At 42.8% G+C, this 24,320-nt stretch carries 21 protein-coding genes; 8 read left to right on the top strand and 13 right to left on the bottom strand.

All coding sequences use genetic code 11. The features are described 5' to 3' along the window. Position 1: 1 nt before the first annotated feature. The 3 genes from CVV44_04355 to CVV44_04345 all read right to left on the bottom strand — a co-directional run bounded on the left by CVV44_04355 (position 2) and on the right by CVV44_04345 (position 2,790). Positions 2 to 907, bottom strand: coding sequence for a hypothetical protein (locus CVV44_04355; protein ID PKL40845.1), 906 nt, complete (start codon positions 905 to 907; stop codon positions 2 to 4). A gap of 156 nt (positions 908 to 1,063) precedes the next feature. Continuing rightward, a complete protein-coding gene (locus CVV44_04350) occupies positions 1,064 to 1,285 on the bottom strand; it encodes a hypothetical protein (protein PKL40844.1) in 222 nt (73 codons plus the stop codon). 209 nt (positions 1,286 to 1,494) lie between these two features. After that, positions 1,495 to 2,790 (bottom strand): hypothetical protein, encoded by a 1,296-nt coding sequence (locus CVV44_04345; protein PKL40918.1) that lies wholly within the window; start codon positions 2,788 to 2,790, stop codon positions 1,495 to 1,497. A gap of 206 nt (positions 2,791 to 2,996) precedes the next feature. Here CVV44_04345 and CVV44_04340 point away from each other — a divergent pair, with 206 nt between their 5' ends. The 3 genes from CVV44_04340 to CVV44_04330 all read left to right on the top strand — a co-directional run bounded on the left by CVV44_04340 (position 2,997) and on the right by CVV44_04330 (position 6,554). After that, the gene (locus CVV44_04340; GenBank protein ID PKL40843.1) at positions 2,997 to 5,114 is read left to right on the top strand and encodes a hypothetical protein; all 2,118 of its coding nucleotides are present in this window, start codon (positions 2,997 to 2,999) and stop codon (positions 5,112 to 5,114) included. 491 nt (positions 5,115 to 5,605) lie between these two features. After that, positions 5,606 to 5,941 carry a hypothetical protein gene (locus CVV44_04335; GenBank protein ID PKL40842.1) on the top strand — a complete coding sequence of 112 codons (336 nt, stop codon included), beginning with the start codon at positions 5,606 to 5,608 and terminating at the stop codon, positions 5,939 to 5,941. Positions 5,942 to 6,344: 403 nt separating this feature from the next. Then, entirely contained in the window at positions 6,345 to 6,554 is a 210-nt protein-coding gene (locus CVV44_04330; protein ID PKL40841.1) for a hypothetical protein, read from the top strand. Between the two features lie 48 nt (positions 6,555 to 6,602). Here CVV44_04330 and CVV44_04325 read toward each other — a convergent pair whose 3' ends face one another. The 3 genes from CVV44_04325 to CVV44_04315 all read right to left on the bottom strand — a co-directional run bounded on the left by CVV44_04325 (position 6,603) and on the right by CVV44_04315 (position 8,463). Further along, complete coding sequence (locus CVV44_04325; GenBank protein PKL40840.1) at positions 6,603 to 6,959, bottom strand: hypothetical protein; 357 nt, start codon at positions 6,957 to 6,959, stop codon at positions 6,603 to 6,605. Further along, positions 6,937 to 7,347 (bottom strand): anti-sigma factor antagonist, encoded by a 411-nt coding sequence (locus CVV44_04320; GenBank protein PKL40839.1) that lies wholly within the window; start codon positions 7,345 to 7,347, stop codon positions 6,937 to 6,939. The genes CVV44_04325 and CVV44_04320 overlap by 23 nt, the downstream gene beginning before the upstream one ends. Positions 7,348 to 7,464: 117 nt before the next feature. Next, complete coding sequence (locus CVV44_04315; protein ID PKL40838.1) at positions 7,465 to 8,463, bottom strand: hypothetical protein; 999 nt, start codon at positions 8,461 to 8,463, stop codon at positions 7,465 to 7,467. A 431-nt stretch (positions 8,464 to 8,894) separates the two neighbouring features. Between CVV44_04315 and CVV44_04310 the strand changes: the two genes are divergently transcribed. Together CVV44_04310 and CVV44_04305 are read left to right on the top strand one after the other, a co-directional pair. Further along, entirely contained in the window at positions 8,895 to 10,982 is a 2,088-nt protein-coding gene (locus CVV44_04310) for a phosphate acetyltransferase (GenBank protein PKL40837.1), read from the top strand. Positions 10,983 to 10,990: 8 nt separating this feature from the next. Continuing rightward, positions 10,991 to 12,211, top strand: a complete 1,221-nt coding sequence (locus tag CVV44_04305) for an acetate kinase (protein ID PKL40836.1) — start codon at positions 10,991 to 10,993, stop codon at positions 12,209 to 12,211. Between the two features lie 30 nt (positions 12,212 to 12,241). On the opposite strand, the gene CVV44_04300 is transcribed toward CVV44_04305, so the two are convergent. Next, the gene (locus tag CVV44_04300) at positions 12,242 to 12,709 is read right to left on the bottom strand and encodes a hypothetical protein (GenBank protein ID PKL40835.1); all 468 of its coding nucleotides are present in this window, start codon (positions 12,707 to 12,709) and stop codon (positions 12,242 to 12,244) included. 25 nt (positions 12,710 to 12,734) lie between these two features. Beyond that, the gene (locus CVV44_04295) at positions 12,735 to 13,127 is read right to left on the bottom strand and encodes a hypothetical protein (GenBank protein PKL40834.1); all 393 of its coding nucleotides are present in this window, start codon (positions 13,125 to 13,127) and stop codon (positions 12,735 to 12,737) included. A gap of 177 nt (positions 13,128 to 13,304) precedes the next feature. Between CVV44_04295 and CVV44_04290 the strand changes: the two genes are divergently transcribed. Continuing rightward, positions 13,305 to 13,604 carry a hypothetical protein gene (locus CVV44_04290; protein ID PKL40833.1) on the top strand — a complete coding sequence of 100 codons (300 nt, stop codon included), beginning with the start codon at positions 13,305 to 13,307 and terminating at the stop codon, positions 13,602 to 13,604. Positions 13,605 to 13,624: 20 nt separating this feature from the next. Here CVV44_04290 and CVV44_04285 read toward each other — a convergent pair whose 3' ends face one another. The 5 genes from CVV44_04285 to CVV44_04265 form a co-directional block, all read right to left on the bottom strand. Further along, complete coding sequence (locus tag CVV44_04285) at positions 13,625 to 14,788, bottom strand: hypothetical protein (GenBank protein PKL40832.1); 1,164 nt, start codon at positions 14,786 to 14,788, stop codon at positions 13,625 to 13,627. Between the two features lie 40 nt (positions 14,789 to 14,828). Continuing rightward, on the bottom strand, positions 14,829 to 16,124 hold the full coding sequence (locus CVV44_04280; GenBank protein PKL40831.1) for a M18 family aminopeptidase: 1,296 nt from the start codon (positions 16,122 to 16,124) through the stop codon (positions 14,829 to 14,831). 135 nt (positions 16,125 to 16,259) lie between these two features. Then, a complete protein-coding gene (locus CVV44_04275) occupies positions 16,260 to 17,645 on the bottom strand; it encodes an asparagine--tRNA ligase (protein ID PKL40830.1) in 1,386 nt (461 codons plus the stop codon). A 232-nt stretch (positions 17,646 to 17,877) separates the two neighbouring features. Then, a complete protein-coding gene (locus tag CVV44_04270) occupies positions 17,878 to 19,113 on the bottom strand; it encodes a hypothetical protein (protein PKL40829.1) in 1,236 nt (411 codons plus the stop codon). A 138-nt stretch (positions 19,114 to 19,251) separates the two neighbouring features. Next, positions 19,252 to 20,223, bottom strand: a complete 972-nt coding sequence (locus tag CVV44_04265) for a hypothetical protein (protein PKL40828.1) — start codon at positions 20,221 to 20,223, stop codon at positions 19,252 to 19,254. Positions 20,224 to 20,648: 425 nt separating this feature from the next. Between CVV44_04265 and CVV44_04260 the strand changes: the two genes are divergently transcribed. After that, positions 20,649 to 21,440 carry a 1-acyl-sn-glycerol-3-phosphate acyltransferase gene (locus CVV44_04260; protein PKL40827.1) on the top strand — a complete coding sequence of 264 codons (792 nt, stop codon included), beginning with the start codon at positions 20,649 to 20,651 and terminating at the stop codon, positions 21,438 to 21,440. Between the two features lie 41 nt (positions 21,441 to 21,481). Next, positions 21,482 to 24,223 carry a hypothetical protein gene (locus CVV44_04255; protein ID PKL40826.1) on the top strand — a complete coding sequence of 914 codons (2,742 nt, stop codon included), beginning with the start codon at positions 21,482 to 21,484 and terminating at the stop codon, positions 24,221 to 24,223. Positions 24,224 to 24,320: the final 97 nt, after the last annotated feature.

The following is a 24,320-nucleotide window of genomic DNA, read 5'->3' as shown; positions in this document are numbered from 1 at the left end:
CCTATATACTGGAGGCAGTCACTGTTGTTCTGAAGCGGTTGCCTTCCTCCCGGGTCACCTCTCCCAGCCCCATGAGACGTTCCAGATGTTTCATTATCATACTTTTTTCCCAGTACACGACAAATGGATTGGGATGATCGGGGTATATGAATCGCTTTCCGGCAAGCTCATGAATGGTTGACGGGGTATCCTTCAAATAATCAAGTATCCGCCCTTCCCGCTTCAGGATTCTATCGCGGTACTCCACCAGGATCGCGTCGATATTCTCCCGAAGTATATCCGTGTAATGGCCTGTCACCACCATTTCGGGTTTCATCTCACGCACGGCATTGATCGAATGGATGAAGTCGTCGACACTGGAATCGCTGCCGCCGTACCAGGGCCCCACCTTGGAAAGACATATGTCGGCAAGGAAAAGGATATTCTCTTCGGGAAAGTGAAAGGAGCAATGACCTGCCGTATGGCCCGGCGTGTGAATTACACGAATGCGGGTATGGCCGCACTCTATGACCTGGCCCGGCTGCATAATCTCATCGATATGCCAGGGCTGGTACAACCGGTTGGGGCGTCCGTTTATTTCCCTGGCATGGAGAATGCAGTCCTGATCCATGAGTTCCTTCCAGGCGTCGGTGGCGCTGAGTTTTTCAGGCACCTGCATGAATTCAATCTCCAGGGGATGTGCCATTTTTACGGCTGCGGGGAAGAAGTCATTGCCGCCCATGTGGTCTATATGATGGTGGGAGTTGAGGAGGATATTTATCCGTTCCGGCCTCGTTTCCTTTAGTGCACGGCCTGCACCGCTGTCAATCATGAGATTGACCGTATCTTCAACCAGGACACAGTTTCCCGATGAAAAACCATCTTCAGTAAAAACCGCTGAAATGCGGTCAGTTATCTTTTTTATCATAGCAATAAAAATCCGAAAATAAATGTTGCTGACGCTCCGTACCGAACCCGCTGAAAATGCAGCGCCAAAAGCAACATTTGCTTCAGGCCTGAAAAATGCAATACATTTTAACGGTTATCATAAAAACAGGAAATAGTAAGCACGTCAGTCAACATATCAACGGTATTTCTCAATCTGCTTCATGAAATATTCCGACGGGGACATCCCATATACTTTTTCAAAATCTTTCCTGCCAGGTGCCACATTTACCAGGGATTTAACCAATGCCTGAAGTTCTCCGAAAAGGATTCCATCTTTATCAGCCGCGCTCAGAGCCTTTTCAACATATTCACGACATTCTTCGGCGTTCTTCTTTATTTTATCGGTTATAAATGCCATACAAGCCTCCTTCTGGATATTGTTCCATATATAATATGTACCAATCATTTTTAATATATGACTTTACATATACAAGTTTATTGAAAAGTATCATACATATACATAAAGTCAAGATTTATTATATCTGTTTCTGAAAAACCGCCTGTTGTCAGAACACCCATGAAATAGAGAAAAAGAATATGATGTATGTCTTATTAGCGGAGCCTCTGTTACAGCTTCTCGGCAAAGCGGAGGATATCGGAACGGGTGATAATACCAGCCACCAGCTCTCCATCCAGGACAGGGAGATGTCCAATATTATTTTCATAAAGCATGTGCTCAATTTCACGCAACGTAGTGGTCCTGGAGCATGATATGATCTTTTTTTTCATGTACGCCTTCACCGGTGCATTGATCTGTCCCGTCTTCCTGCCTTTCATAATATCGCGCAATGTAAGCATTCCAACAATTCTGCTATCTTCATCAATGACGGGAGCTCCGCCGTGATCAGCGTTCTCAAGGAAAATTGACGCTTCTTTGAGAGTCCAGCCTGCCGAGATGCAGTATACGTTTTTTGTCATGACCTCGTCGGCGGTAAGGGCCGGTATTAGGCTGGTTTTCAGATGCCGCAATAAAGTCTCAAGCACATCCCTGCCCTGGCTGTGTTTGAGCAAGGCTGAAGCGGCCTGTGCATGCCCCCCCCCGCCAAAATGACCGAGAATAGCATCCAGATCAATATCCGACTTCTGACTGCGGGCGATAATAAGAACACTGCCGTCCTTTTTAAAGGCGAATATGGCAAAGACTGCATCGGGATTCTCTATTTCAAAGAGTTTTTCCACCACGGCAGCAAGTCCGCCCGCCTGTTTTTCCATGGCCATATAGCTGAATATTATAAAATTCCCGTTTATCTCCTGATAAACCATCTGGTTCACTATGCCGTGAAAAAGTTCCAGTTGATGGTCTTCCTTGAGAGCTTTCATAAAAGTACTCAGAATTTTAGTCGATGCTCCGCTTTCCACAAGAAAGGAGGCGGCCTTAAAATCGATAGCCTGAATATTGGAATGGGTAAAATTTCCGGTATCGGCATAAATTCCGGCCAGGGCTACTGTTGCGTCGTCAGGAGATATCTTTATACTGCGATTCATGATTTCCATGGCCAGAAGAGATGTATTTGAACCGCTATCACCCTCGTGAACAAGAGCCTCGGGGAAATCACTGTTGTGCCCCCGGTGATGATCATATATTTCAATTTCTCCCTTAAAATCAGGATAGCAGTCAAGCACCTCTTTAACCCTGTCCATATCTCGTGTATCGACAATGACTATGCGCTCAGGGGTTTCATTCTTGATATCCTCCATGGTAAGGAAATTAAGCTGATTTTCATAAAGATTATATATACCTTTCGCCATGGGGTGAATGAATCGGCTTTTTATCGGGAGGTGGCCGGGAAAGAGATATCTTGCCAATACGATGGAACCGATACAATCCAGATCCATATTAGTATGTCCGATGATAATTTTTATTCCCATAATATATACCGCAACAAAGTATAACCTGAAAAAGTCTGCTATGTCAACCCCCAGAAAGATCATGCACCGTAATCCGCCTCGACAAATTACCGGACGGTTTGTCCACGCATTTTATTTCATAGTATTGAATTTTCTTTTATTGCATTTACTACACAAGAGTGCGATAATAGAAGTGAGACGCACCAACATACTAAATTGCCATGCTGAACAGAAACGATACAGAAAACAAAATAAAAATCCTGCTCATCGAGGATGACGAGTCAACGCAGGTTCTTATCCAGCGTATACTGGCTAAAAATAAATCCTTCATGGTTACTACCGCTTCATCAAGGGAATCCCTTTTTTCCCGTCTCACCGATGAACACTTTGACTGTATACTCCTTGATTATATGCTTCCCGATGTGGATGGTATAGCTATATTGAAGGAGCTGTCCGTAAAGGGTATCCTGATTCCGGTAATTATCATCACCAGCCAGGGGGATGAAACCATTGCAGCCAGGTCCATCAAGGAAGGAGCCTATGACTACCTTACAAAAAATATCCTCTCCGATGTCAATGCCCATGATATCCTCGGTTATTCGATAATAACGGCCATACAGGCCTATAAGCTTTCCCTGGAAAAAAGACGTTCAGACATCGCACTGGAACTCAGCGAAAAGCGTTATCGCGGTCTGATAGAAAATTCTCCCATCATGATTCTGCGCCTGTTCAACGATGAAAGCAATATTATATCTTTCGTAAATAACGGTCTTTGCCTTTATTTCGGGATCGAGCGGCAGCAAATCCTGGGAGAAAGCCTGTTCAAATTCATAGACAAAAATAAAATCGACGAGCTGTCGGGCCACATCAAAATGCTGAACACAGACAATCCCCTCGTAACCTTCGAATACGCTTCACTCATTGCCGGGAAGACACGCTGGCAGATGTGGACTATCCAGGCCATCGCGAACCTGCAGAATGAAATAATCGAATATCAGTGCATAGGAGAGGATATAACTGACCTGAAAACAGTTCAAATTGAACTGCGCAGCACCTTGAAAAAAATCCAGGATATGAAATCCACGCAGGATGGCGATTATTTTCTCACCAGCCTTCTCCTTGAACCCTTCAACTATAACCATTCCATGCTGGAAAACGCCGGTATCGATTTTTTCATTAAACAGAAAAAGGAATTCCGGTTCCGCAAATGGCAGCGAGAAATTGGCGGGGATATCTGCTTCGCCCATATCATTAACCTCAAGGGGAAAAAATACGGAGTTTTTGCCAACGCCGACGCTATGGGAAAATCAATTCAGGGTGCCGGAGGAGCGCTCGTTCTTGGCGCTGTATTTCAATCAATAATTAACAGAACTCGTTTTTCCTCCATTGAACAGAATCTGCCGCCTGAGCACTGGATAAAAAGCACCTATAGCGAACTGCAGCATGTATTTGAAAGCTTTGACGGCTCCATGCTTGTTTCCATCATCTTCGGATTGATCGATGATGAAACCGGGTTGGTATATTTTATCAATGCTGAACATCCACGAACGGTTATTTATCGCGATGGCAGGGCCTCTTTTATCGAGAACAGGCATCAGCTCTGGAAGCTGGGAGTTGTTGAACCCGGCATGATACTGCAAGTCCACACATGGCAGATGAAACCCGGGGACATCATTATCATGGGCTCTGACGGACGTGATGATATTCTGTTAAATGCTGCTTCCGCCGCACCGATGCTGAATGAAGACTCCAACCTGTTTCTTAATTTGGTCGAGGAAGGAGACGGGGAACTTAAAAGAATTTTTGATGCCATCCTTTCCCGGGGAAGACTGACAGACGATCTGTCTCTTCTCAAAATCAGTTCTTTCCATCCAGCCATTAACTATAAAACAAACGAAATCAGCGACATTATAACTGCTGTACGTGACATGGAAAAAACACACAGCATAGATGATATCATCTCAGTCCTGCTTGATGCCGTTAAAATATATCCGGGGAATCCAGTACTGCTTCGGAATCTTATACGATATATGATCAATAATAAATTATACGAAGCCGCTGCTGAATACTGCGACGCATATATCGATATCCGCCCCCATGACACATCACTTATGTTTGCCGCTTCTTTTTGTTTCAGAGCAAAGGGGAACCTGGAAAAGGCCCGTGAACTGGCTGAAAGAGTCTGCCTGCGGCTGCCCCAGAACATAAGATATTTGCTGCATCTTGCAAAAATTTATATCGAAAATGGAAATTACATCGAAGCCGATAAATCACTGGACGGTATACTTTCAATTGACCCGGATAACCAAACTGCCCTTGATATGAAAAACTCTCTATAAAAAATATTCGAATTTCATATTTGCCGCTAAAAGTTATTTATTGCCGAGAACTTGTAATGCCGATTATTTAATAACAGATCATTAAGGAGATTCCCATGAAAAAACGTATATCAAATCAACATAAAATTAAATCCTACTGCAGGATGGTTCATGAAGCAACCAGCCTGGGTGTTTCCCTTGATGATATTCTGAGAGAAACAAGCAAATATCATGGAGATCTCTTCAGAGAGCAGGTACAAAAAAAACTGACCGATTACCTATAAAAATAGCTTTGCTTTTCAGTTCTTAGATTTGCCTCCCCTGGTTCCCACTGGAAAAAATGATTTTTTTTATAAATTAAATGATTTTTTTTGTTTAATCAGTTGTCATGTATTGGTAATTTTATTATATTACCCTGATTAATTCAAATCTTAATGAGGTGTCATTAGGGTATACACTGAATTAATATACAAAATCATATTTTTCCCCAAAAATATATAGACGGGGGCATCATGGATATCAATGTTTTTAATTTCAAACAGAGAGTGTCGCAAAAACGGGCATGCGAATTTATCTCACAATGGCTGGAACAGAATAACGCCAGTTGCAACGATATTTGCTTTGATTGTCATCTGGCTTCACCAAAACGTGACTATTTCAAATATCACATCCGAGCCATCAACACGACAGCGGTAAAAACATATATTTTTGAACTTTTATGTCGCGGTTCTTTACTGGAAATCACCTATCTTCACGACAGTGATGATCCTGCTCATCTTATGCCGGGTGATGCCAATTACCAGCTTTCCGAGGTGTTCCCCCTGCAGCGTGAATTGGCGCATGCCTGATTGGCTTTTAAATTATGCCAGTAGCTATTTAATCTCACACACTTCATCACGACTGCCCTCACGGGCAGTCTTTTTCTAAATAAATCAGATTCTTTTTCTCCCCCACAAATAGACGTCCGGAGTATGTGCAGCTTGTCCCTTGAGGATTCCCCTATTTACCAGAGAGCCATCCATATAGCCCCCTTTGCCATTTCCTTGCTCATGGAAGAGGCTGCCGCTTCATCACCTCCCGATGTTAGCCCAACGGATATGAAAGAAATAAAGTTTTTTTCCAAATAATTGAGTTAGGTAATATGAAAATACCGCAAATATTACCGGCTGGACGGTTTATTCTTGACAAATAGAATATATTTGTTATATTGGAATAAAAAATATATTCATCAACCTTCAGACTGGTAGAAACATGGAAAAGAGAAGATTAGGAGAACTGCTTGTAGAAGACTACAGGCTCACCAGAGAACAGGTGACTATTGCACTTGACTTTCAGAAAACCAATACGGAATACAGGGGTAAAAAAATAGGACAGATTCTTATTGCGCTGGGCTGGCTGGAAAATTATACTATTGAAAAATATCTTGTTATTCAGTCAGGTCATTTTGAGATAATAGAATGATATCACAGTTAAGCAAGACCCCCCAAATATTTAACGATTAAATCCCTTTTATATCACCGCCAGTGCTTCCTCTTCTGTTGAGTAAATTTCAAAGGTATTTATCAAATCAACTACTTTTAATACATTTTCAACCTGTTCATTTATATTGCAGAGCATGAGGTTCTTATTCATTTTCTTTAATTCATTTTTTATCGTCATGAACATATGGAGGGTGGAGCTAACGATAAAATCAACATTTGCAAGGTTCAGCAATATGTGGCTGCTTTTATCATCTTTTAATATGTCCTTTATCCCCATCTCGATAAAATGCGAGGAATTCAGATCCAGTCTCCCTGAAAGATAGATAATTATTACACCCTTGGTTTTTTTTATCTTAATAGTATCATCCATGATATCCTCCAGCATCGCTTGCAGGAAACGCAGTGATGGCTTCCTCTTCACTGTTAAAAATTTTTATCATATCCATAATATCGACAAATTCCAGAATTTTTTTCACTGCCTGATTTATGCAGCAAAGCATGAGCATTGCCCCATGTTCCTCCAGCCGGATGTGCAGAGAAATGAGCATCCGGACACCGGAACTGTGAAGATAATCCACATCTTCAAAATTTAAAAGAAGGTGTTTTCCTTTTTCTTCATTGATAAGTTTAAAAAGACTTCTTTCCAAATCGTTGGATTTAACAAGATCCATCCTACCTTTCAGGTAAACGATCATAAGCTTTTCTAAATTTTTAATTTCAACATCCATTATATTTTTCTTTTTTATAATACCTGATACAATTATAATAATCAAACAAAATAATTTTCTTTCTTCATATTAAAATACATCAGTTATTTCCGCCCGGTCGTGCTTGGAAAATTCAGACTTTATTTCAGTTTAAATGTATATGATGAATAAAGGTAAAAAAAATCAATCAAATTTTAAATGAATATTTGGTCGAACCAAAAATATCCATTCCTGACCCACTTCCTGTTTCAATGTACCGGTGTAACTGTCACCGAATATTTTCAGAAAACCGGCACTGAAGGAAAGAGTTACAGAACCATCACCGATGGGGAAGTTTTTACCCAAAAGTACAAGCAGCTTTGATATTTTTCCTTTGTAAAACCTTTCCAGATCAAAATCCATACGCAATTGCTGTTCCGTGTTCCGGACAAAGAATCCGAGGAAAGGATTCATATTTCCCTTCCGATAATCTATCCTATTGCGCTTTATAGAAATATAAAGTTGATCACGAATTTCCTCATTGAAATGCTTTTTTACACCTATACCGTAGCTGTAACTAAGAGAATGTATTTCCCGTAAATCTGTGCCCTTCAGTTTCAATTCCGTTTCGAGCCAGTAGTCGTCAACCATGATGTTGTCGACAATGTGCTGATTCCCAAAGCTAAGCAGCAAACCTGAAAAACCTTTTCCTACGATATCGTTGTCTTCCCCCTTGACAAAGTTTGCCACATTTCCAATAAGCAGGGATGTTGCCCATGGCTCGGGAAATCCCTCTGTAACCGCTTTGATAAAATTTACACCTTTGATAAGCTCGCTGTCATCATAAAAATCCCGCGAATGTTTTTTAAGCATGACACCGGTAATGGGCAGGGGGTATACGCTTGCTTCAATAAGTACGAACCGGGGAAGATAAAAATTTTTTATCATATGCCAGTACAGCTCTGATTCGTAATTGATTTGTTCTTTCGGTATGGGAGTATCGGTAAGCCCCACTGTATAATAAGCACAGCTATAGTATGGATCCAGTTCGATGGAGGCCTCCTGCCGTCCGGCCTTATCGAGTTGGAAAGTCCACATGTATAGCTGGGCACTTGACTGTTTAATAGAACCAATGAGCAGGATCACGATCAGAATCACGTACCTGGTCAGTGATAATCCAATTTTATCAGATATGTTTGTCATTGCAACAGATCCTGAAAAAGTGAAAGGAAAAATTCCAGAAAATCAACAATGGAAAGGTCCTCAAAAAGATTAATCCCCATGACTGTTTTGATGCTATACAGTAAGAGAAATGAGAGGATGACCATGATCATGACTACAAAAACCTTCCTCATTACTCTCAAAAAATACAATAAACCCAGCTGAATCAATTTGGAGATTTTTTCCATGATGTATGTATCCCAATAATTACAGAACAATATACAGAGAACTAAAACTTTCCCCCATTTATCCCAATATCTGCAATGAGTAAAGTACATTAATTCGGCATGAGGGAAAATCCCATACATTATTTATCCAATATACTATGTTAAAAATATACATAGCACTATTGAAGGACTGACATAGATGCAGTATATTATGCATGGTAGTCCATTATACCGAGCGAGGCAGTCATGGCAAAAAACCTCTATCTTACAACAACGGAAGGGGAAAGCGGGAAAAAGGCAATAACTCTTGGGTTGATGGAATTGCTGTTGAGAAAAATTGATAAAGTTGCCTATTTTCGCCCAATCGTCCATATATCAGGTTCACAAAAACCTCATGAACACTTCGCCCTCATAAAAAATTATTTCAGCCTTGATATTGCCGATGAACAGATGTTTGCTTTTACCTTTGATGAAGCTGAAAAGCTCGTCACCGCCGGCAGATATGATGAATTCCTAGAGGGGATAGTACGCAAGTACAAACAGCTGGAAGAACGATATGACTTTGTACTCTGCGATGGCACTGATTTCAAAGAAGAGACTTCCTCCTTCGAGATGGATTTAAATGCACGCATCGCTTCAGTCCTGGCCAGCCCAATTATTCTGATAACCCCGGCCCACAGAAAAGAAATTTACAATATTCTTCAATCTATTAAAATAGCTAAGGAAACCTTCAGTGCCAGGCGATGCAGAATAATCGGAACCATTGTTACGCGCGTTCATGAAGACCGCTGTGATCAGTACAGTCAAATTCTCAGGGAACAGACCGATCTGAGTGAACAGTTTATCGCGGTTATGCCTGAAAGCTCCATAATCAATACACCCACAATCGCCGAAATAGTCAGACATCTAAAAGCCACTGTTCTTTTCGGGGAAGAACAGCTAAACCGCCCCGTTAACAGATTCTCCATTGGCGGCATGCACCTGGAAAATTACCTCTGGGGCCTTTCAGACGGGACTATAATTATTACAACCGGTGATCGTGTTGACATCATTCTGGGAGCAATGATGGTAAATCAATCGGTAAACTTCCCGGAATTGGCGGGCATAATCCTCACCGTTGAATTCGTCATTGACAACATGGTGCTTCAGCTCATTCAGGGGCTTCCTTTCAAAATTCCCATCCTCGTAGTGACGGAGACCATAACCAGGACAGCCTCTCTCATGGAGAATCTTAAACCTGATATTCTTCCGGAAAACAGCCATAAAATCCAGACCGCCCTCAGTCTTTTCGATACTCACATTGATTCAGAAGAGCTCTCCAGACGAATCATCGAAGCAACGACGAAAATCATAACTCCCAAGATGTTCGAGTATGGACTCATCCAGAAAGCCAAGGAAAAAAGGATGCACATTGTTCTGCCCGAAGGAAATGAAGATCGGGTACTTATGGCGGCTGAATCACTCATAGCACGTGATATTGTAACACTGACTCTGCTAGGCGATGAAAATAAAATATCATCCCGCATAAGAGAACTGGGTCTGGACATGAAAAACGTGAGAATTATTGACCCCCAGACATCGGAACTTACGGAACATTACGCACTCACCTATCATAATCTGCGGAAAAACAAGGGACTCACCATGGATGCAGCAGTGACGGCCATGAATGATGTAAGTTACTTCGGCACGATGATGGTCCATTTGGGAGACGCCGATGGTATGGTCTCCGGTGCAGTTCATTCTACGGCATCCACCATACGTCCAGCCCTTCAGATAATAAAAACAAAAACAGGTGTTCCCGTTGTTTCTTCCGTCTTTCTCATGTGCCTCGAAGACAGGGTTCTTGTATATGGAGACTGTGCCGTAAACCCCAATCCCAGTGCAGAGGAACTTGCCCATATAGCCGTTTCTTCAGCGGAAACCGGTATGATCTTCGGTATTGAACCCAGGGTCGCCCTCCTGTCATACTCAACAGGCACCAGCGGTACCGGTGAAGATGTCGACAGGGTTCGCGAGGCTACGGTGCTGGCTAAAAAAATACGCCCTGATCTGAAAATGGAAGGCCCCATACAGTATGACGCGGCTGTATCCAGAACAGTTGCCGCGACTAAAATGCCCGATTCAGAAGTAGCCGGACAGGCCACCGTTTTTATATTTCCCGATCTTAATACGGGTAACAATACATATAAAGCAGTCCAGCGCGAAACCGGGGCTATTGCAATCGGTCCTATACTGCAGGGTCTCAACAAACCGGTAAATGATCTGAGCAGGGGCTGTACAGTACCGGATATTATCAACACCGTGATCATTACGGCTATCCAGGCCGGTAAATAGGAGAGGCTATGAAAGTACTCGTCATAAACACCGGAAGCTCTTCAATAAAGTATAGACTCTTCGACATGAAAGGTATTCAAGTCCTTGCCGAAGGCCTGGTAGAGAGGATCGGACAGGAAGGCAGCAGCATACATCATAAAGTTTATAAAAACGGCTCAACCGATAGTTTCACGCAAACAGAACCGGTACCGGATCACAGGACCGGTCTGAACAGAATTGCAGCTTTGCTTACCGACTCAAAATACGGTTCTGTAAAAACCAGCGATGAAATTGAGGCGGTGGGACACCGGGTCGTCCATGGCGGCGAAGATTTTCATAACCCTGCATTAATAACTGATGATATTATCGCCGCTATTAAAAAAAATATTCCCCTTGCCCCTCTCCATAATCCGGCCAATCTCACCGGCATCGAAGTTGCCAGGATGGTATTTTCCGGTGCAAAGCATATTGCCGTTTTTGATACGGCCTTTCACCAGACTATGAAGCCATATTCATACATGTACGCAATACCATTTGAAATGTATGAAAATTTCAGAATACGTAAATACGGTTTTCACGGCACATCACACGGTTTTGTTTCACAGGAAGCAGCCGATCATCTCGGCAAGGACCGAAAAACGCTCAACATGATCACCATCCATCTCGGCAACGGCAGCAGTATGGCTGCCATAAAACAGGGAATATGTGTTGATACAACCATGGGCCTTACCCCTCTGGCCGGTCTAATGATGGGGACCCGATGCGGAGATCTTGACCCTGCCGTTCCGTTTTTTCTCGCCGAGAATAACAGCTGCACCATAGAAAGAATTGACACCATGCTGAATAAAAAAAGCGGCCTTTACGGCATCTGTGGAAAAAATGACATGCGGGAAATTCTGCAAAACATGGAACAGGGGTGCGAGAAATCGAGGCTCGCTGTGGAAATGCTTACGTATCAGATCAAAAAATACATCGGGGCCTATTATGCTGCCCTGGGACGACTTGATGTTATGATATTTACGGCAGGAATTGGCGAAAATGTACCCTTGATCCGGAAACTGGCCTGCGAAAACCTGGAAGAACTGGGGATACATATTGATAATGACAGAAACAATGATACCGGTAAAGGCATACGCATAATCAGCTCCGCTGATTCACGTGTTACTGTTCTGGTCGTTCCAACCAATGAAGAGCTGAAAATTGCCCGTGATGTAAAAACGGTACTCGAGGAAATCTCCGGTCAGAAATAAGAGAGGCCATTTATATATCCGGACGGGCCGCTATCGCGTGGGCCACTTTGTTGCTTTCCCGTCGGGATAGAGGGTAAAAAGACGTTTCTTCTGAATTTTTGAGTATCGTATAGCCATCCACGTTTCAGATTCCCTTTTTTCCAATGTTTCCCGGGGAACGGCGATTATCATGTCGCATGTATCAACGATGCTTCTGTTTCTTTCGAAAATCGTACGCTCCTTTTGCCGCAGCAGTTTTATCTCTTTCTTCTCCAGATCTCTTGGATCTTCGATATCAAAGGCATTTTCGTCGGGATTACTTGAGGGATAATAAAATAATCGGCTTACCAGACCGTTCTCCACAACGATGGCAAAGGCTTCCGCGTCAGAACCCGCCGCGCTCCCCATATGGAAGTCAATGTTCTGATACGTATGTTTTAATTTTTTCATAATACGAATAAGAGTATCTTTTTGCTGCTTTGACATCTCTTTTTGATTTCCCACAAATCCAACTTTCATTATTACTTCCCTGGATATCCATTTTTTAAGAATTCAGTTTTTGGATGTGCAACAAAGCTTCTTCCCTGCTTTTAAATATATGGTTATCCAGCTTGACCAGTTCCTTAATCTTCAGCAGAGAGCTTCTTTCGGTTACGATAAATATATCGCCCCCTCTTTTTCTTTTTTTCATCCTTCCCATAGCCACCATGAGAGCACCAATGGCTGTGGCATCAACATATTTCAGTGATTTAACTTCAATTATAACATGTGAAAATGAGGTACCCTTGAAATTATGGTCAGTTTCATTGAGCACATCATGTACATTGTACATATCAAGTCTTTCAAGTTCGATGGATATTATTAATATATCATCAATAATCTCATATGAGTAAAAATTATAATTTGAGCCTTGACTCACTATATGCTCCCTGACCATTATAACGTCAAAAGTAATTTAAAAATAAGATACGGCAAAGTTAAACTGTCAAGCCAATATTGATGATAATTTTCAAAAAAAGCCCACATGAATGGGCTTTTTAATTTGACTTTTTCTGCACCCTTTCTTACAATTTACTTATAGATAAATAGAAAATTCCCCTGGAGGAATAAATTGATGGGATTGACAACAATTGAATATATCATCCTCTATTCGGTAATAGCTCTGGCAACCATTATATTCTACAAAATATTCAGCAATATTTCCAAATTTATTAGGTTTGTACTGGTACGAACTGACAATACTTCTACACGCTATGACCATGGTTTGATTTTCAATAAAAGCCATATAGAACGCCGCACTGAAGACCGGCGGAAAACAGGTGACAGAAGATTAAAACAGCGACTTCTATACTGCCGGAATGTATTTGCCTGTGAAGTCAACGACAGGCGCGTCGCTGATAGAAGAAAAGCCTGAAATGGTCCCCTGTTGCCGTATTAACGAAAACGCCCGGCATCGGGATTGAGTTGATTATATTCCTCCTCCACGTAATGAAGCACATCGTTTCGGAATTTCTGAAGTTCGTCATGCTGTAGCGTACGAAGATAATAATACTCGAGAACCAGGCTCCCTTTAAAAATAAACTCAACCAGCTGTCCATAAGAAAGATCGGGAGAACCGAATCCCTGGAGGCCACGGTTTTCAAAATTCCTTACCAGGTTTATGAAATTTTCCCTGATCTTTTTAAATCCTTCGAAGACATCGGCTGAGATCTTCTGGTCTATCAATTTCTGAGAAAGGGAATTCACAACAAAATTATACCTGAATAGTTTCCCGTCTCGCTCATTATAATAATATTTTATAAATTCATAATCTTTTTTCTGCTTCTTCTTATACAGGTAGGCGGCAGATATGGTTCTCTTTAATTCAGCGAGAGTCCTGGCCTCATCTTTTATTTCCTCTTCGAAGAACTCCTTCAATGCCGTCTCATCGATGTTCCATCCCCGTTTATTCGCACTCACGGGGAAAAACCTGGACAGGAATTCTCTGGTCTTTTTAAAACCGGAAATATTCCTGGTCATGACCCTGTATTCATCAAAGAAAGTGATGAGATCATCGCAAAATCGTAGAAAATCTTCATCGAAAACAACATTGAGTTTGTAATAGTACTTACGGAATGTCATCATGAGATAATAAAGATCGCTGACAGCCCTCTTGGCCAGGCTCAGCAGCAGATGTTTGAAATTTTTAATATTTCCGCCGATCTCCGTGATGATGCTGTTCACGGAATCCTGCGCTTCATGTATTTCATCATCGGTGAGAATTTTATGGGTGAGGCATGATATCATGGTGTTTTCAATAGTAATCAGGTAATATATATTCAGACTTTCAAATTTCAGTTCCCAGGCCTTTTTAGATTTGATATCGGACAGCCGCTTTTTTTCATCCTCGGAAATTTCCGGGTCAGATATAAGACGTGTTTTATCATACTCATCCCAGTCATCGGGAATTTTCTGTATTTTTTTCAGGACCTGTTCATCCTGTTTTCTCAGGACGTGCCGATAGTATCGGACTATCGATTCATTGTAACTGGTCTCAATGCTGTCGACGTTTTTCCCGTTGTCCTCATTGAGATCATGCCTGTGTTTTGATTTGGTCACATCCCTATCCTTGTCTTCCGCATGTATATCCAGTATATCTCTAAATAGTTATACTGCTACTGTTAAATCCGCAAATCAGTGAAAAAAGTAAAAATGGATCTGTTGAACCCGCTACTTCACGAATGGAATGCATGGCAAAGGTTGGTACACCCATATCAACAGTTTTCAAACCGACCTCAGCCGATGTTAGCGGACCAATGGTGCTTCCGCATGCCAGATCGCTCCTCATCACAAATGTCTGGAGCGGTATAGCCAGTCCCGATGCAATGCTCCGTATCACGGCAACCGTTTCACTGTCCGACGCATACCGCTGGCCGGCATTCATTTTAATTACCGGCCCCTTGTTGAGCACAGGACCATGATTTATATCATATTTATCGGCATAATTGGGATGAATTCCATGTGCATTATCCATGGATATAAACATGGACCTGCTCAGCATCCGGTAATAGTTTTCCGGGTCCCTGGAAAGCCGCTGCAGAACGGACCGCAGGAAGGTCCCCTGAGCCCCGGTAAAAGAAACGCTTCCCACCTCTTCATGATCATTGCAGACCATCATGCACGGGTTGGACCTATCGCTGTATATCAAGGCCTGAATTCCCGTATAACAGCTCAGGAGATTGTCCAATCTTCCTCCTGCTATATATTCATTGTTCATGCCCAGCAATGAAGAACTCTGCGTGTCATACAGATAAAGTTCAAAATCATTGACGGATATCCCCTCGGCACAAAGTCCCTGATTTTTAAGTTCCGACGATAGAATTTCTGAAAATGAGAATTCCCCTGCAGGCATGTTCATTATGATGGGAGGAAGGTCTTTCTGGGCATTTATTGAGCGGTTCTTATTGGCTTCCCGGTCGAAATGTATGGCCAGACTCGAAATAAAGGCAACGGGTCTTTTAAAATCCACCAGGCATGAACGGATTGTATTTTTTTCGTCAAGGAAGCTCACTCGTCCCGCAATAGATAGATCGCGGTCAAACCAGGGATTCAGAAGGGCTCCGCCATAGACCTCTACGCCCAGTTGTACATAACCGTTGTTTTTCAAAAGGGGATCAGGTTTTATTTTAAGGCATGGACTGTCGGTGTGGGCACCCGTCATACGGAAGCCTGTAGGATGTTTATCTTTTTTTCCCGTGGTAAAGGTAATAATCGATGAACCATTCCGGATGACGTAATACCCTTTTCCCTCATCCAGAGACCAGGCATCGGATTCATTGAGTCCGCTGAAGCCCGCGGCTTTGAGCATGCTTTCCATGGCGGAAACAGCATGAAAGGCCGTGGGCGATTCGTTGATAAAATCTATGAGTCCCCGGTTAAAGGTTTCCTGGTCCATTCGCAGCTCCTGCCTGAAGGCATATTATCTTAGGGGTTACTGCTATAATGGATTTGAGATTTTGTCAATTATTATCGCAAAAACAACGGGATATTCGCTGAACCTGAATCAGCTGTTCCGTTGTTCCCGTTAAACTTAGAAATCAAGGGAATTAACTGCCCTGGGATAGGGAATTACATCGCGGATATTCTGCATCCCCGTAACAAACTGTATTAGTCGTTCAAATCCCAGTCCAAATCCCGCGTGGGGAACCGACCCGAACCTGCGCAGGTCCAGGTACCACCAATAATCATCGGGATTCAGATCGTTTTCACGGATCCTCTGTACGAGTTTATCGTAGCTGTCCTCACGTTCGCTGCCGCCGATTATTTCACCGAGACGCGGCACCAGAACATCCATGGCCCGCACTGTTTTCCCGTCATCGTTCTGTTTCATGTAAAAGGCCTTTATCTCACGGGGATAATCGGTGAGAATGACCGGTTTATTATAAATTTTTTCCGTTAAGAATTTTTCATGCTCGCTCTGCAGATCGATGCCCCATTTTACCGGGAACTCAAAGGATTGGCCGGCTTTGAGCAGTTGTTCAACGGCCTCGGTGTAGGCTACCCTCTCAAAATTACTGTCTATTATATTCTGCAAATTCTCAATAATCCCCTTGCTTATCCTACTGTCAAAAAAATCCATGTCATCGGCGCAGGTATCGAGAACATACTTAAAGATGTATTTCAAAAATTCTTCGGCCGTATCCATGTTTCCCGTGATATTGCAGAATGCCATTTCCGGTTCTACCATCCAGAATTCGGCAAGATGCCTTGAAGTATTGGAGTTTTCAGCGCGGAATGTGGGACCAAATGTATAAATATTTTTCAGTGCAAGGGCGTATGTTTCTCCTTCAAGCTGACCGCTGACGGTAAGGGATGCCTTCTTGCCGAAAAAATCTCTTGAATAATCGACCTGACCATTGACCAGTGGAACGGTCTCCAACGGGATAGTGGTTACCTGGAACATCTCCCCGGCCCCTTCACAGTCGCTGCCTGTGATAATTGGTGTATGAATATACAGGAACCCGCGCTCCTGGAAAAAGCTGTGTATGGCATAGCTCATGGCGCTGCGCACCCGTGCTACGGCGCCGAAAGAGTTGGTCCTGGCTCTCAGGTGGGCTATCTCCCGGAGAAATTCAAAGCTGTGACGCTTTTTCTGCAGGACAAAATCCTGCGGTGTTTCGCCTATTACAGTTATATTTTCAGCCTTAACCTCCACTGTCTGGCCGGTGCCTTCCGAAGAGACAAGTCTACCCTGCACGGACAGACTGCAACCCGTATTGATTCTCGCTAGAATCTCTTCGTAACCGGGATAGGCGGCCTCTACCACTACCTGCAGATTTTTAATGGTTGAACCGTCATTTAACTCGAGGAAAGACACTCCCTTCGATTCACGTTTCGTCCGGACCCAGCCGTCAACAGTAAGAGTCTGATTGCTCCCCGTCATGGTCAATATGGTTTTTACACTGGCAGTATTCATAAGTCGTCTCCCCTCTTCAGTTTGGAATAGAGCTATTCGGATTCGTATTTTTGTCAACTATTGTTCAGAATTAATGTTTTCACAAACCCGGTTTCCATAGGTATTGATTTGTCATCAGGAATAAGGAGTACTTCCGGGGAACATGCATACGGTATGATAAATAATTACGGATATCAGAAACAGGAGGGTCCAAAAAGGAATAAGTATTTTAAGACCCCCCGCTGAATTGATATCAATAGAGATATACCGGATGAGAATCGGGATTCTTCCCAAAAAAGGTTATATCGTCGATTTTCTTAATTTTATCGCCGCGCAAAATAGCATAAAGGCTTCGCTCAACGCCGATTCCGCCGCCGAAGGTGTCAGGGAACAGGGACCGTCCGCTATCATCCTTCATGGAGGCAAAATACAGGAAGGGGCCATATCCTCCCAGCTCATTGATATTTACAATGCCGCCGTCCCTGATTTCAGGCCGCACGGGAAGGACCTTGTTATCGATGATGCGTTCAATTATAGGTTCAAAGAGCCACTCGCGGATAGCGCCGGAAAGAATTTCTCTGGCCTGCGTCTGCTTCCCTGTTTTTGAATCGATGCTTTTCGCCAGTATGTCATAATTGAAAATATTCTCCGAACCGACATCGGACATGACTGCCCTGGTTCCGTCGGCATTGAGATACGGATAGATAAGATCGTAGTTCTCGCGGAGCAGTCCCGTGATCCAGAAAAACTGAGCTTTTGTATCTTCACCGCATTTTTCTTCATGGTGCCTGGCGCCGTGTTTCTTCACCGCATCATCCTTGTGAAAGGATGGAAAAGGAATTTTCGGCACTTCAATCACCACTCCCAGGGCCTTCAGGTTTTCACTGTTTTTCCTGTTTATTTCCTCGCAGGCGAATACGATCATTCTCTCGAAAAGACTTTTCGCAACATCCATGTCCTGGCGAAGAATATCGAGCACCATGGACTTCTTTGTGTAGTAGTCTTCAAGGGTGATATTCCTGTTTCTCCGCATTTCAATGTCAATCTGGGAAAAATCGGCCAGATATTTCCCGCGCTGCACATTGTTGGGATCTTCCAGTTCAAGCCGGATATTGGGCGAATCAACGAATATACCTTTCAGTTTTGGATTGGAACAGGCGAGGAATTTGCTATAGATCATGCTGTGCGTGGTCAGATACGTATGCCCTTTATACTGTATAGAAGGAGTGTGCTCTATGTCATGGGCCAGCGGGTCGGTGATAATGCTGAGCATGACTTTTTCCAGATTGAAGAGCCCTTCATTGACCAGGAACTGGTTTATGGCATGGACGAATGTCGTCCTCACCGCGGCTGCATGAAAAAGCTCATCGGAAAGCCATTTCCGGGTGTAATTCTCACGGATAAAGTCTTCCAGAGAAGAACCGCTCTCGGCAAGGGCCGATTGGAACCGGTACATATTTTCACCGATTATTTTACTATTACTTTCCATAGTACATCCTGTAGTTATCATTTGATTGGAGCATAACGCATAACGATCATGCCGTCCCGATTATTTTATTTAAAAAAGGGTGATTCAATCGTCAACCATATTTTCCAAGGCACCGTGAATTCCCTATACGGCCCGGGATCACTTCGTCCCGGAAGAAGAAGCGCCAACGAATCCATTAAAAAGGACCTCTATTATGACAGGAACTTCCTCCTGAAGGGAGTAATTCATCCCCCTTCTAAACCATTTCTGTACAACGCCGTCGATAAAACCGAGTATGCCATAAAAAACCGTGTAGAAGTTAGTGGTCTTGAGCCGGTTCTCCTTGTTCATGGCCAGTATTTTTTCTTTGAACATTGGCAGATGAGTTATGAGGTAATCATAAAACATGGTATTTTCACCGACGATAAGCCCGATGCTTTCATTCTGTATCAACCGATAGACTACGTGATTTTTATCTATGAAATCGATCCAGACCTCTATCATTTCCTTTATATACTGAAGTACGTCGCGTTCACGGGAGAAAATCTGTATAATGCGCTTCATTATTTCCTCGTACTTCTCATTGAGAAGCTGCCTGAGGAGCTCCTCCTTACTCTTAAAGTGCCGGTATATGGAACCCTTGCCCATTCCTGCCTGGGAGGCAATCTCGTCCATAGTAGCCTTATGAAAGCCCTTTTCTGCAAATATTTTTACTGCTGCCCTGAAAATAAGATCTCGCTTGTCATCGGGGGATATTTTCTTGTCGGTCCGGGTACTCTTCTTTTCCTCATAGCTGATAATCATCTGTCGTAGATATTTTGTCGGCATGGAAATTGAGCTTATGCCATGAGACTCTGAAACCTCCAGGGCAGCATTGAAGATATCCATGGATTTATGCGACATGCCCTTTTCCTGCAGATACTCAAAAATACTGGACAGGTATTCCGTAAGCCACGCTGCCTTTGAACCCGGCAGATTATCTACATCATTTTGTCCATATTCTATTTTCCCATATGTCTCCGCAAGGGTCTGCTGAAAGCTGTGACGGTTAAAGGTAGCATCGGGGGAAAAAAACTGCCCGATTTCACTATAAAAAGCGATACGTTTTTGCCTTTCTATTTCTTTGTCCATATTCTACCTCTCTGCTCTGCGGTTTTGCATATCATACGATTATCATCAGGTAATGCCGGTCACATGGCTTAATTGTTTAATGATTGTTGATATTGCGCCATATTTTCTTATTCTATTTTATTTCTTTGATACAATTTCAAGAAAACCATATCTCATAATGAAACTTTGAAAAATAATTATGGGGATGGTCAACATTTTTAATTTTCTGTTCTTTATGCTCAATAACTAAATTCGATTGATATAAAAATTCTTTATAAGAACAAGAATATGTCTGAAGCCAATTTATGCTAAAAAGACAATATTATTCTTGACAAAGTAAGACTATGATATATCTTCTATAATAATCGGACTGACTGGTCAGTCCTTTTAAATTACTTTGATAGTTTTTTTAAAAAATTTTTTTTTATTAAAACAAAGAGGATCTGATGAAATTTGGTAATTTGGAAAAAGCAAAAGAAAATTTATATATTCCCGGAAAAGAACTGCGTGAAATAAAGGCATTATTTGCCGTTTACCAGATATATAAATGGCTCATTTTTTTACCGTTACTGGGACTCAGCACCATAATCCTCACTATAGCGGCCGTCCCTATTATCTGGCTCTTTGGAGAGAGAGCCGGCCAGATCAGCGGTATCCTCTGGGCCCGCTTCAACAGTTTTATTACCCCCATGAGAATGACCCTTAAAGGTGAGGAAAATATTGATCCCAATCAGTCCTATGTGGTTGTGGCGAACCACCAGAGCCAGTTTGATATTTTCGCCATATACGGCTGGCTTCCCCTTGACTTCCGCTGGGTCATGAAAGTAGAACTTCGCAAGGCGCCGGTCCTGGGCTATTACTGCTATAAAGCCGGTCACATCTTTATCAACCGTTCCGATCACGCATCGGCGCTGGCGTCCATCAACGAGGCAAAAAAAAGAATTACCGGCGGGACATCCATCATTTTTTTCCCCGAGGGGACCCGGAGTAAAACGGGCAATCTCACGGAATTTAAAAAGGGTGCATTTAAATTCGCCCTGGACATGCAATTGCCCGTGCTTCCCGTTACTATCAGCGGCACCAAGGACATTCTTCCGGCCAGCTCCATGGCTCTCTTCCCCGGCAATGCAACAATGACCATACACAAACCAATCGATACATCTGCCTACGATGAGAATACAATACAGGATCTTATAAATAAATCCCGCGAATCCATCCAGGACGGTCTCCGTTTCTGACGGACCCGTTCGGTACATTTCTTATAGGTAACGGCCGGCATATGTCAGTTCGCTACAAATATCCGCATCAGGCGGGTGAAAATAATCGAGAACAACAGGGTACAAGAATGAGAAAAAGCGACATGAATGTTTCCACATTTATACAACAGGGCATCATTAACAGGCGCTCAAATATCATCATCGAAAGAATAATCCACCTGCTCTTCCGAAAAGTGGATTTTGGCAACGAAGGTCTTTCTATTCTGAAAGAATACTCCAAGAAAGGCCGCGTCGTATTCGGCTCGTTCCAGAGCTCCATCACTTCCACACTGATCCTCAACAACATCCTGAGACGCCACGGCTTTGATACACCTGAACTGGCCCTGGGGAATTCGCCCTACCTTCTTCAAATGGTCACCGGCCTCTTCAATCGGATATATCTCTTCATCAAAGATATCTTCAGTGATGTTGACAGGACACACATTTCCGACGAAGAGTATATAAAAGATGTAGTACAATCCGGCCACAGCATCCTCATAGCACTTCTATCGCAAAAGCTCTTCATCAGCAACTATCTGAAAGAGAGGCCCGACACTCTTGAATATCTTCTCAGCATTCAGAAGAATATTGAAGAACCGATTTTTATTTTTCCCCAGATTATCTTCTGGAACCGGAACCCTGAAAAAACAAAAGCAAAAAGAACATTCATGGAAATGCGGGCAACGGGAGACAGGGGTCTCTTCTCAGGCCTCTTCGCCATGTGGAAAAGCATAACCCCTGCCTTTGTCAGGATAGCCTCTCCCATCAACCTCAAAGAAGAAATTGAACTTGCCGGTCATGATGACATAAAACATCTCACACGGGAAATTCGCAGCAGGCTTCTGGAAACATATGACTATGAAAAACGTTCGATACTGGGTCCGGTCATAAAATCAAGACAGGAGATGATGGAGCAGGTTCTCTATCATTCAAATACGCTTGATACCATTCAGCTTCTCATGAAAGATGAAGGTCTCTCTGAGAAAAAACTGCGCCGCAACGCATATAAATATTTTGATGAGATAGCTGCCGACTTTTCCATCATTACGATAAAATATTTCGAGAAGACATTGCGCTTCATATTCAGGAAAATCTTCGACGGAATAGAATATGACATCGAGGATATAAAAAAAATTAGGGAAGCATCCCGCAAGGGTCCTGTGGTAATAGCCCCGAGCCATAAAAGCCACATGGACTATCTCATTGTATCCAGCATATTCTACAGGGAAAAGATGATCCCCCCGCATATCGTGGCAGGTGCAAACCTGACTTTTTTCCCCATGGGTCTCATCTTCCGCAAATCCGGGGCCTTTTTTATGCGCCGTTCCTTCAAGGGCATGAAGCTCTACACAACCATACTTAAGCAGTATATAAAGACCCTTGTCAGCGAAGGATACAGTATTGAATTCTTCGCTGAGGGCGGAAGGACCCGCTCAGGCAAGCTGCTCACTCCCAAGATGGGAATACTCAAATACATGATAGAGGCCATCGAAGAGGGATACGCCAGCGACATGGTTTTTGTTCCCACCACAATAAATTACAACCGCATTCTTGAAGAAAATTCGTACCATAAGGAACTCAAGGGAAAGGAAAAAAAATCCGAATCAACCTCCAATTTTGTTAAAAGCCGTGGCCTCCTGAAAAGAAATTACGGAAAGGTATATCTTTCATTCAACGATCCCATTTATTATAGCGATCTTAAAAAACAATACGATACAACAGGAGAGGACGTTAGTGAAATCGCCGATCACCTCATGGTGAAAATCAGCGAGATAGCCATGGCGATGCCCGTTCCCATTGTGTCAACGGCCCTGCTCTCCTCTCCTGGCCGGGGTTTTCAGAAGGAAGCACTGCTGGGCAGGATAACTCATCTTGTTCAATATTTTTCAGAAATCAAGGCTCCTCTGGCAAAAGAATTGCAAACTCAGGACAGCATAGCGGCACAGCTGGATTCTATACTTGATAAGTTCATGAATGACGGGATCATCAGCGATATCAGGGATGACCGCAATACGCCGGATAAGAACAGTATGGAAAATATTTATCTTCTCGATGAAGAGGACAGACCAAAAATTAACTTTTACAAAAACACAATAATCAATCACCTGTACCCGTTATCGTATGCATCACTGGCAGTTCTTATGTGCAGCGAAAGGGAATCAGTTCCCGCTGGAGATATTGAAAAAATATTCCTCTCTCTCCGGTCACTCTTTTCCATGGAGTTTATTAACCGTGGTGATGAAGATGCCGGATTAGTATTCAGAAACTCATTGCAATTTCTCCAGAATGAAAAGATGATTTCCATGCAAGGTGATGAGGTGAAGATACATGATAATAAATTCGTTGAACTTCGCAACAACGCCTCCATCATCCAGGATTATCTTGAATCATATTACATTGCCTTTTCAACCCTGCTCCCGCTTTCATCAAAGACTGAAAAGAAGGAGCTCATAAACCTTATACGTAAAAAGGGCGTTCAGATGTATCACATGGAGGAGATTAAACTTCCCGAATCTCTATCCATAGCAAACTACAGCAATGCGTTGAATTATCTGATAAAAAGTAAAATGCTTATTGAAACATCGTCGGGGAAAAAAGAAAAAATACTGAAGGTTGTGGAGCCGTCAAATCTGGCAGGAATACACTCTATGATCCACGAATACCTTCTTACCCTTAACATACATCTTCTGAAAAAAAGAGCTGACATCATCCCCAACAAGCAGATAAATGAGAGAAACACGCATCTTTCAGATAAAGTCCACTGATTGGAACAACGGCACTCATTGCGGCACTCCATACCGCTCTCATGGATGAATATTCAAAAAAACCCACAAAATACAGGGTTTTTTTGAATATTCCGCG

Source organism: Spirochaetae bacterium HGW-Spirochaetae-1 (assembly GCA_002839375.1).
Classification (GTDB): domain Bacteria; phylum Spirochaetota; class UBA4802; order UBA4802; family UBA5550; genus PGXY01.
Note: the sequence above shows the minus strand (reverse complement) of the source record. Positions and strands in the feature narration are given on the sequence as shown.

Excerpts from the sequence above, each read along its gene's own strand:
- CVV44_04355 (PKL40845.1), bottom strand. The coding sequence starts at position 907 with ATGATAAAAAAGATAACTGACCGCATTTCAGCGGTTTTTACTGAAGAT.
- CVV44_04350 (PKL40844.1), bottom strand. The coding sequence starts at position 1,285 with ATGGCATTTATAACCGATAAAATAAAGAAGAACGCCGAAGAATGTCGT.
- CVV44_04315 (PKL40838.1), bottom strand. The coding sequence starts at position 8,463 with ATGACAAACATATCTGATAAAATTGGATTATCACTGACCAGGTACGTG.
- CVV44_04325 (PKL40840.1), bottom strand. The coding sequence starts at position 6,959 with ATGCTGGAGGATATCATGGATGATACTATTAAGATAAAAAAAACCAAG.
- CVV44_04295 (PKL40834.1), bottom strand. The coding sequence starts at position 13,127 with ATGGTCAGGGAGCATATAGTGAGTCAAGGCTCAAATTATAATTTTTAC.
- CVV44_04330 (PKL40841.1), top strand. The coding sequence starts at position 6,345 with ATGGAAAAGAGAAGATTAGGAGAACTGCTTGTAGAAGACTACAGGCTC.
- CVV44_04255 (PKL40826.1), top strand. The coding sequence starts at position 21,482 with ATGTCAGTTCGCTACAAATATCCGCATCAGGCGGGTGAAAATAATCGA.
- CVV44_04265 (PKL40828.1), bottom strand. The coding sequence starts at position 20,223 with ATGGACAAAGAAATAGAAAGGCAAAAACGTATCGCTTTTTATAGTGAA.
- CVV44_04310 (PKL40837.1), top strand. The coding sequence starts at position 8,895 with ATGGCAAAAAACCTCTATCTTACAACAACGGAAGGGGAAAGCGGGAAA.
- CVV44_04280 (PKL40831.1), bottom strand. The coding sequence starts at position 16,124 with ATGGACCAGGAAACCTTTAACCGGGGACTCATAGATTTTATCAACGAA.
- CVV44_04260 (PKL40827.1), top strand. The coding sequence starts at position 20,649 with ATGAAATTTGGTAATTTGGAAAAAGCAAAAGAAAATTTATATATTCCC.
- CVV44_04270 (PKL40829.1), bottom strand. The coding sequence starts at position 19,113 with ATGGAAAGTAATAGTAAAATAATCGGTGAAAATATGTACCGGTTCCAA.
- CVV44_04340 (PKL40843.1), top strand. The coding sequence starts at position 2,997 with ATGCTGAACAGAAACGATACAGAAAACAAAATAAAAATCCTGCTCATC.
- CVV44_04275 (PKL40830.1), bottom strand. The coding sequence starts at position 17,645 with ATGAATACTGCCAGTGTAAAAACCATATTGACCATGACGGGGAGCAAT.
- CVV44_04290 (PKL40833.1), top strand. The coding sequence starts at position 13,305 with ATGGGATTGACAACAATTGAATATATCATCCTCTATTCGGTAATAGCT.
- CVV44_04305 (PKL40836.1), top strand. The coding sequence starts at position 10,991 with ATGAAAGTACTCGTCATAAACACCGGAAGCTCTTCAATAAAGTATAGA.
- CVV44_04335 (PKL40842.1), top strand. The coding sequence starts at position 5,606 with ATGGATATCAATGTTTTTAATTTCAAACAGAGAGTGTCGCAAAAACGG.
- CVV44_04300 (PKL40835.1), bottom strand. The coding sequence starts at position 12,709 with ATGAAAGTTGGATTTGTGGGAAATCAAAAAGAGATGTCAAAGCAGCAA.